8 protein-coding genes are annotated in these 9,382 nt (G+C 44.4%); 3 read left to right on the top strand and 5 right to left on the bottom strand.

The genetic code is table 11. The features are described from left to right. Window positions 1-259 precede the first annotated feature (259 nt). Genes AC805_RS00600 through AC805_RS00610 form a run of 3 tightly spaced genes read left to right on the top strand, consistent with a single transcriptional unit; the run spans window position 260 to window position 6,809 of the window. A complete protein-coding gene (locus tag AC805_RS00600; protein WP_055073612.1) occupies window positions 260-2,854 on the top strand; it encodes a methyl-accepting chemotaxis protein in 2,595 nt (864 codons plus the stop codon). Between the two features lie 28 nt (window positions 2,855-2,882). Further along, window positions 2,883-6,296, top strand: a complete 3,414-nt coding sequence (locus AC805_RS00605) for a hybrid sensor histidine kinase/response regulator (RefSeq protein WP_055073613.1) — start codon at window positions 2,883-2,885, stop codon at window positions 6,294-6,296. Between the two features lie 45 nt (window positions 6,297-6,341). Next, window positions 6,342-6,809 carry a chemotaxis protein CheW gene (locus AC805_RS00610; RefSeq protein WP_055073614.1) on the top strand — a complete coding sequence of 156 codons (468 nt, stop codon included), beginning with the start codon at window positions 6,342-6,344 and terminating at the stop codon, window positions 6,807-6,809. Window positions 6,810-6,838: 29 nt separating this feature from the next. On the opposite strand, the gene AC805_RS00615 is transcribed toward AC805_RS00610, so the two are convergent. From AC805_RS00615 to AC805_RS00635, 5 genes are all read right to left on the bottom strand, one after another. Continuing rightward, complete coding sequence (locus tag AC805_RS00615) at window positions 6,839-7,471, bottom strand: MotA/TolQ/ExbB proton channel family protein (RefSeq protein ID WP_055073615.1); 633 nt, start codon at window positions 7,469-7,471, stop codon at window positions 6,839-6,841. Beyond that, entirely contained in the window at window positions 7,464-7,847 is a 384-nt protein-coding gene (gene rbfA, locus AC805_RS00620) for a 30S ribosome-binding factor RbfA (RefSeq protein ID WP_009627305.1), read from the bottom strand. The genes AC805_RS00615 and rbfA overlap by 8 nt, the downstream gene beginning before the upstream one ends. A 50-nt stretch (window positions 7,848-7,897) precedes the next feature. Then, a complete protein-coding gene (locus AC805_RS00625; protein ID WP_055073616.1) occupies window positions 7,898-8,185 on the bottom strand; it encodes a DUF6464 family protein in 288 nt (95 codons plus the stop codon). A gap of 97 nt (window positions 8,186-8,282) precedes the next feature. After that, a complete protein-coding gene (locus tag AC805_RS00630) occupies window positions 8,283-8,486 on the bottom strand; it encodes a DUF751 family protein (protein WP_055073617.1) in 204 nt (67 codons plus the stop codon). Next, window positions 8,483-9,247 (bottom strand): DUF4337 domain-containing protein, encoded by a 765-nt coding sequence (locus AC805_RS00635; RefSeq protein ID WP_055073618.1) that lies wholly within the window; start codon window positions 9,245-9,247, stop codon window positions 8,483-8,485. The genes AC805_RS00630 and AC805_RS00635 overlap by 4 nt, the downstream gene beginning before the upstream one ends. Window positions 9,248-9,382 lie beyond the last annotated feature (135 nt).

The raw sequence follows: 9,382 nt of genomic DNA on the forward strand, positions 1-9,382 counted from the left end.
CTAAAACCTGCGGCGCACGCTGCGCCGCAGGTTTTAGGGTTTTGTGTTTGATTAAGCCTACTTAATTAATAATTAATAATTAATAATTAATAATCATCAATTATTAAATTAAAGGAATGGAGATAAAAGATGCTGATTCTCATTCCTCAGAGAGTCAAATAGAAATTCAAATAGAAAATTAAATAGAAAATTAAATAGAAAATTAAACTGAGATTTCCAAGTTTTCACCCAATCAATATATCGTCCCAGAGCTAGCATTATGTTGTTAAAAGACAAGCCCGATATTCCCCCATCCGATCCCACTGCAAAAACGATCCCAACCCAATCAAGATCGATCACTGCGATTAAAGTCAAGGAACCCATACCTCAGCCTCAAGTCCCTTTCTGGAAATTGCCAGCCCAAGCATGGAATAACTTGGGCGTAAGATGGAAATTATCAATTGTCCTATTACTAGCTTCGGGTCTGCCTGTATTAATTGTGACTCAAACCCTAGTTAGCTCATCAGAACAATCTGCTCTCAAAGATTTACGAACTTCCCTAAAGGAAAAAGGTTCGTTTTTTGTGTCGGAGTACGTAATGTGGACGAATTCTGAAAGCAAACAGGATGCAGAAACGATCGCCAAAGCGATTGAAGACAGTAATTTAAATGTGAGCGATCCGCAAGAACTCGCCGCTAAACGGGCTAGTCTCCCATCCCTTTTACAGATTAGTAGTGAAGGTAAAGATCCAGAGTCAATCAAGCATGTTAAGTTAATTACTGATAATCTCGGACGTAGTATTGAAGGTAATATCCTCGTTCTTGATGAAGATTTTTCTAAGTTTCCGCCACTTGCGCCCAGCGGCTCAGAGCTAATAGTTCAATCCTACAAATCGGGAGTCGTTCCCACGGGTAGTAATTTGGCGGATCTTCCCATTGTCAAAGATGCGATCGCTACAGGCAAGCCCATGTATGGGATCGAATTGCTCAAATCCAAGGACTTGCAAACTCTCGGCTTGGAGAAACCCGCCAATATCGGCTTGCGTCCCCAGCCCATTCAGGGGCTACCAGAACCTAAGCAACCAGCCCCAGAAGGAAACTATAACGTTGAGCAGGGCAAGTCTGGATTGGTGAGCATGGCAGTATATCCGATCAAGATTAAAGGTCGTATAGTTGGCACGGCAGTAGTGGGAACTTTACTCAATCGCAACTATGGCATTGTCGATAAGTTCTCTAAACGATACAACATTCCAATTGCATCGATCTTTGCTCAGGATTGGCGCATTAGCACCAATACCCCCTACGTTAACGTAAATACGAAAAATCTTGACAATACTAGAGCGATCGGCACTCGCGCCGCCCGTGAAGTGTCGGAGATTGTACTTCAGCAAGGGCAGGATTATATCGGTGAAACTAACGTTGCAGGTATAAATGAGACGGCATTCTATAGCCCTCTTTACGACCATCGAAAGTTAATTGACCCCAATGCTAAACCCATAGGCATTGCGGCGGTAGCGCGTCCCTTTACCGAAATTCAAGAGCTTTTAGCCAAATTGTCCATTGAGGGCTATGGGATTGCCGCAATCTCGATCGTAGTGGCAGGTGCGCTGGGTTTGGCGATCGCCGTTTCTTTTTCCAGTCCCTTACGCCGCTTATCGGGCTTTACGCAAAAGATCGGGCGGGGGGAAATGGGCGAACGTTTAACAGATAGCGAGCGGCGTGATGAGATCGGTACCTTGTCGCAAGAGCTTAATAAGATGGCTGAGCAACTAGAAGTTTTGATTACGGAAAAACAACTAGAATCGGAACGCATTGCCGAAGCTCGGCAGGAGACGGCTCGTACTGAAGCAGAACTGCGTATTCAGGAACAACGTCAGGCTAAAGAATTCCTGCAAAAACGAGCCTTAGAACTACTAATTGAGGTCGATCCAATCAGTCGTGGGGACTTAACTATTCGCGCAAAGGTTACGGAGGATGAAATTGGCACGATCGCTGACTTTTATAATTCCACAATTAGCAGTCTACGCAAACTCGTACTAGCCGTGCAGTCGGCATCACAATCGGTATCTCACAACGTCGATCGCAACCAAGCAATCATCCAAAATGTATCCCATGGAGCCTCAGAGCAGGTATTGGCGATCGCCCAAACCCTCGAACGCATTCAACTGCTTAGCAACTCCATCACCAAGGTGGCAATGCAAGCATCCCAAGCTGAAGCACAGGTAAAATCGACGAATCAGGCTCTCGCGGAAGGCGATACTGCGATGAATACTACCGTTGAAAGTTTTACCGTCATTCGGGACACCGTTGCCGAAACAGCCAAAAAAGTGCAACAGCTAGGAGAAGCCTCACAGAAGATCTCCAAGGTTGTGAAGCTGATTAGCGGCTTTGCCAACCAAACTAATATGTTGGCGCTCAATGCTTCCATTGAGGCGGCAAGAGCAGGGGAGGAAGGAGAAGGATTTGGGGTAGTAGCCAACGAGGTGCGAGCGCTGGCTCAACGTTCGGCAAAAGCAACTACAGAAATTCGCCAACTGATCGAAGAAATTCAAGCCCAAGTTAACGACCTCATCAAGACTATGTCCTTGGGGACAAGACAGGTAAACAGTGGTTCCCAACTGGTGGAAGAAACCCGTCAAAAACTCTCTGACATTGCTAGTTCCAGCCAGATCGTCAACCAACTAGTGAGAGAAATTACGCAAACCGCTTCTCTGCAATCACAAACTTCAGATGAGGCAAGCCAAACTATCCAAAACGTTGCCACGATCGCTAATTCCAATTCTAGCTATGTTCAAGTCCTGAATGATTCCTTTAGCGATCTGCTACAGGTTGCTGAGGAATTGCAGGTCAGTGTAGCGCAGTTTAAAGTCAGCTAACCCATTGAAGAGAAGCAACACAGCAACCATGTACAGTTCAGACACAGAAATTCATGATCAAGCCTATCAATTTTTTAAGCAAGAAGCACCTGAATTTTTGCAGACGATTGAAACTGGTTTGCTCTCTCTACGTGAGGATCGGAGTACCGCCAATGTTCATGCAATTATGCGAGCGGCTCATTCGATTAAGGGTGGTGCGGCAAGCCTTAATTTTGAGGGAATTAAAACGATCGCCCATCAATTAGAAGATGTCTTTCGATCTCTTTACCGCTTTGAAGGCGAAATCGATCAAGATGTCGAGGGTTTGCTGCTACAAGCCTATGATTGTTTGCGCCTGCCACTCATGGATCAACTGCAATTGGGGCATTATGAGGCGGAATCAGCGATCGCTGCTGCGGAGCCAGTGTTTGAAGTATTAAAACTATACCTAGGTAATACTGACGAAGAGGTTGAATTGCCAACGGCAGCCGAGCTGGGTGTAGATATCGTGCAAATCGTCTTTGAAGGAGATGTGCAACAAGGCATCTTACGCCTCCAAAATGTCCTCGCCAACCCTGAAGGTGTACCCGTAAAGGGCGAAATTCGCGCCCAAATAGAGGTATTTAATGGCATTGGGGAATTATTGAATTTATCGGGCTTTAAAGCGATCGCCCAAGCCACTCTCCAAGCTCTAGAACATAACCCCGAACATCCTGTTTTAGTGGGTAAGGTTGCAGTTGCCAATTTTGAAGCAGCTCGCGCGGCAGTTTTAGCAGGCGATCGCACCCAAGGCGGTCAACCAAGTCGAGAGCTGATTACCCTTGCGCAATCCGATCTAGATCATGCTGAATCGATAATTTTTAGTGAAAACTTAAATGGAGATTTAAGCGAAAACTTAAATCTCCATTTAAGCGAAAATTTAAATGAAGATGCGAACGATCCCGAACATTGGTTTCAATCCCTAGAACAGCAAATCGACGATATTTCATTCATAGGATTAGATGGTCAGCCCGAATTCCTATCGAAGCTAAATTTTGAAGATGTTGATGGACAGCCTACTCTATTTCCAGAAATGGATATAGAGGATTTTGGGGAAACGTCAAGTTTTGAGGATTTAAATGATATTTCCTCAGAATTAAGTTTTGAGCCCCCAGAAGAACCTCACGAATTTGAAAACTTTGACGCTCTAGATCTCGATCAAATCGATCAGAACTTTGATATTTTTATCCCCCATTTAGATGCTAGCGAAAATGAACCGTTAAATGCAAATACAGTTGAGCATTTCGACGATGAGCAAACATTAGAAGATTTACAAGATTTCTTCAATCAAAAAGAGTCAGTATTAGCCGAACCAAAGCAGGTTAAACCCGCAAACCCAGCCCCATCAGCACAGAAACCAGCAAAGCCAGTCGTATCCCCGCAGAAATCGGCTATGCCTGTGCCACCACAGAAATCTACAGCGAATATTGCTATTCCCCAAAATACGATTAATTCTCAAAGAAATGCCGCTCCCTATATCTCTGAAACCATACGGGTCGATTTACCGAGACTAGATCGCCTAAATAACGTCTCCAGCGAATTAGTGACTCAAGAGAATGCTTCGCATCTTCAAAATCAGCAGTTACATTCCAAGATTGCCCGTATTCAGAAACAATTTAAAAACTTCGAGCTTCTTTCCAAAAATCTTCAGAATTGGCTTGACAAAACTCAACGAAAACAGGTCACGACTCAAGAAATACATACTTCATCTCAACCCCAAACATCCATTGATTTATTAGCTGATTTCGATCCATTGCAAATGGATTCTTACAACCGTTTGCATGGTTTTATCCAAGAAGCTCTCGAAGATATTGCGCAGATGGATGAAGGGATGCGCGACATGGCTATGCTCATGCAGCAAACGCAGCAAACCCAACGGCGTAAACAACAAATCTTAAAGCAGTTGCGGTATGACCTACTCTGGGCAAGAATGTTGCCCTTGGGCGATATCCTCAGTAGCCTGCCCCGCATGGTGCGAGAGATGTCCAATAAATATAATAAACAAGTCAACCTCAAACTATTGGGAACGGGGACGTTAGTTGATAAATCCATCCTCGAAAAGCTTTACGACCCCTTTGTGCATCTCGTGCGCAATGCCTTCGATCATGGTACAGAACCGACCCAAAAACGGATCGATCTCGGCAAGCCCCTCATTGCCACCATTGAAATTCGAGCCTATTATCGCGGTAACCAAACCTATATCGAAGTTAAAGATGACGGTCAGGGCATTAACCCTGCCAATATCAAGGCTAAGGCGATTGAAGCAGGGCTATTGGATTTTGAAAAAGCAAATTTGATTTCCAACGAAGAAACCTATCAATTCCTGTTTGCTCCCAGTTTTTCGACCGCAGATACGGTTTCCGAACTGTCGGGGCGAGGCATGGGATTAGCGACGGTCTATGAGCAAGTTCGTAGTCTCAAAGGATCCATTGACATTAAATCTGAGGTCGGTCAAGGTACAACCTTTACGATTAAATTGCCGCTTACCCTCAGTATTGCCAAGTTGTTGATCTTCAGCATTGAAGATCGCTTGCTCTCAATCCCCATTGACACCCTACTAGGGATTGTGATTATCGATCCCGATGAAATTCAAATTATTCAAGGTAGAGAGTTTTATCGTTTTGAGGATCGGTTGATTCCCCTCTATCCTGTGTCTATCTTTGCGGATGGATATCCATTACCTAAGAAATCCCTAGATATATTTAATACTGAGACTTTCACCGATGAAAATCAGATCACATTATTACTATTTTCCGACGATGTGGAGATTGTCGCTTTGCCGATCGATCGCGTCTTAAACGAGCAGGAATTAGCGATTAAACCTTTTGGTAAAGCGATCGCGCCACCGCCCTATCTATACGGCTGTACAGTATTGGGAGACGGTACACTTGTCCCAGTCATTGATAGTTCGGCTTTACTTGATATCCTGACTCCTGCAAAAGCGTCCGTTGCCTTGTTGCCATTGACCAGCGAGCAAACCCTCGAGCCACCAGCCTTAAAAGCGAGACCAAATGTACTCCAGAGGAAAACCATTCTCATTGTGGATGACTCCCTCACGGCTCGCCAATCCCTCGATCTCACCTTAACCAAATTTGGCTATCAGGTAATCCAAGCCAACGATGGACGCGATGCGATCGATCAGCTAGGAAGACATGCGGAAATTCAGGCTGTATTGTGCGACGTGGAAATGCCCAATATGAATGGATTTGAGTTTTTAGCTGCCTGTCACAAAGATAGCCGCTATCAAAATATGCCGATCATCATGCTAACTTCCCGCAGTGGATCTAAGCATCGCGGCGTTGCTCAGATGCTGGGGGCTTCAGGGTATCTCACCAAACCCTATCTTGAACAAGAATTAATTAAAACTATTCAAAGGCTAACCGTGGAGAAGCCCTTGGATGCACCATTAGAGAAAACAGTCTAGCAATTCGGTTCCTAGCTCTAAAATCCCAATCCTCAACCAAATACTATGCTCAGCAATAAGAAAAAAGAAGAAAAGCTTAAATTTTTAATTTTCTCAATGGGAAATCTCAATTTAGCGTTAGGGCTGGATAGCGTGGTGAAAATTATTCCCTTGCCGACTATCCATCGTAGCGGTAACAAGCTTTTGGGAATAACCACCTATGAGGATCATGAAGTTTTAGTTATCGATTTATATAAGCAGATCTATGCTACGGAAACTAATATTTCCAAGGGTTTTTTAGTGATTTTTACGGGCAAAAATAGTTTGTATGGTATTACGATCGCCTCTTTGCCCAATGTGGCAGATGTCCCCGTCCATACCTTGCAGGCAATAACACCCGAATATCGCGATCGCGATTCCCTCGGCATTTCTAGCCACATCATGCAAGTCCCTATCAAAAAATCCGAGCCGCAAACGGTTTTTCTCCTCGACTCCGAGCTATTACTCAAAATGGCATCACCGACCAATCCCTAGCAAAAAGGTTCGCGTAGCGAACCTTTTTGCTACAGTCGCGATTGCTGCTGCCAATGTTGGCGGTAGATTAGCTCTAACTGGTTCCCAAATTTTATAAATAGCTTACTTTGTTGATCTTGAAATGCTAAGAACAAGCGGTGAAATGCGGAAGCAAAAATTGCAATGATCAATCCCGTTGCCGTTGTAATCAGGGCTTCGCCGATCCCTTGGGTTAAGGAACCTGATTTTGTATTGGCAGCCACGTCGCCAATTTTTAGAGACCCAAAGGAAACAATTAGTCCCGTAATCGTTCCTAATAGCCCTAATAAGGGTGCTAGGGTAATCGAGGCTTCTAGCAGTTTTTCACCCTTGAGCATTCCCGCTAACTCCTCATCGGCGGTACTCTCAAGGGCAAGGCGAAATAACTCAGGATCGGGATCTTCTAGGGCTAAGGGCGCGTAGAGAAATCGGGCTACAGGCACTTTTAAGGATTGCTCCGCCGCTACCGCAGCGAGTTTGAGATCTTGCCGAGCGATCGTTAAAATATTTTCGGCAGTTTTTTTCTCCTGTCTCAGAATGCCAAACCAAAAGATTAGGCGTTCCATGATCCCAGCCAAAGTAAATACGGATAGAAGCATGAGGGGATACATAACTAACCCACCCGCCTTAATCAACTCAATCACTTGGGGTTGACTCCTTTTCTTCGCGTTCTCGGCTAAGTTGATTGATAAGAGATAGGACTTTAACACCCCGTTCAAAGGAGCGGTCTTCATGGAAGACTATCTCAGGAACGCGACGTAAGGCAAGCCTTTGACCCACTTCACGTTTAATAAAGCCAGTTGCGGAAGCCAAAGCTTCCATTGTTTGTTGTCTTGCTTCTTCAGTACCATAGATACTGACAAAGATTTTCACATGTTGGAGATCGCCCGATAGTTCGGCATCGGTAACACTAACCATGCCCATACCAACGCGATCGTCTTTAATATCTTTGAGCAGCATATTGCTGACTTCCCGCTTAATTAATTCGGCGACTCGCGCGACTCTTCTAGTAGTAGCCATAAATTTGTACTTTGATAGGCAGATTTGAAATGATATCTGAGGAGTTTCAATTATAGACTGTCGTAATAGCAACAATCTTGGCAAGACCCACTAGGATTGACAGCACAACGAAGATATGCAGATCGAGCATTGTATTTACAGCTAACTTTACCGATCGCATAGCCAAACCCATCAATGTAGGTCAGATCGGCGGGGGGCAATGCTTTGAGCTTGAGGGCTAGGGGAGTTGCGATCGCCAAATTTATTTGGCGATAGTGCGATTGAGTGCGATGAAGTATCCATAGGGATAGGATTGGCGGTGCTATACCTATTAATAGAACGATTATTATCTCTAACATATTTTTTCTTCACCCAACATATTGCTGTGAGATTGCTTAGCTGCGGGTTATTAATGAAAGAAAATTAGTCCCAATCAAGATCTGCCATGAGACTATGCTAAGCGATGTCTAGTCCTAGCATTGCTCTTAAGACTAGGGATACGCCAATAAATCCACTGACGATCGCCGCAATCATCGCGATCGCGGTTACGGGCTTTTTCAGCAAGGGAATGATTGGGGCGATCGCTACTGACAAAACACCGCCAATAATTAACACTAAAAATTGAGGGTAGCGGAGTAGGTTTTGAATAAAGTTTTTCATAGATTTTTGCTAGGAGACAAATGGGGAAACCATTGTTCGTCTGGTCGAGTTGTAACTTGTTGATGACTGTGGTTAATTACATTATCTGACAAAAGCTTCGTTAGTGCTTCTGGATGGGTATCCCAGTTTAGTAAACCCGCTAGCCCCATAAATAGCCCAAAGGCGGCGGGGATCATCGCCGCACCGTATAGCCACCCTTTTTGGGTGAGCGAGGTCATGGCAAGTAAGGCGATCGCTAGGGCAAAGGCAGCTTCGGACAGATCGAACTGATCGTCATGAATATTCAACTGATCGTAGAGCTTTTCCGCATCTTGAGCTTGTTTCTGCAATTTCTCTTTTTCGGTATCTTGCTTGACGGCTAATGCTTCATACCTAGCAATTTCCTTGTCATACTCAGCCCGAATTTTAGGTTGCTGGGACAGAGACTGCAATTTCAACTGGGCAGCGGTGGATTTCGCCACCTCAGCCCTTAAATTACGTGCTTGATAAAATGACCAAGTGTCAATGCGATCGGCTTGAGCTTTTTGCATCGCCTGTACCACATTATCGCTTTTGACCTTGCACACTCCCATAAAGGTGACAAACATCACCACTGTGATGGCTACATAATTATTGAGTTTGTTCTTGTGTTTGTCTTTATGGCGATCATCTTTATGGCGATCGGATGAATCAGGAGATTTTTTCTCATCCCCTGACGTTTGGTGATCGTCATCGTCCTCATTATTATCTTCAATAACTTCAGAAATGTCTGATATTTCCATGGTTCTGTATAGGTAGCCCACCATAAGTAAACTTAAAACCTAGAAGAGCGTAGCGACTGCGGGGCGGGCGGTACGCTCTCTAGTTTTGGCTTTTAATTATACTGAACTATTTACTATAGCAGTCCTAAATCATTT

Source organism: Pseudanabaena sp. 'Roaring Creek' (assembly GCF_001402795.1).
Taxonomy (GTDB): domain Bacteria; phylum Cyanobacteriota; class Cyanobacteriia; order Pseudanabaenales; family Pseudanabaenaceae; genus Pseudanabaena.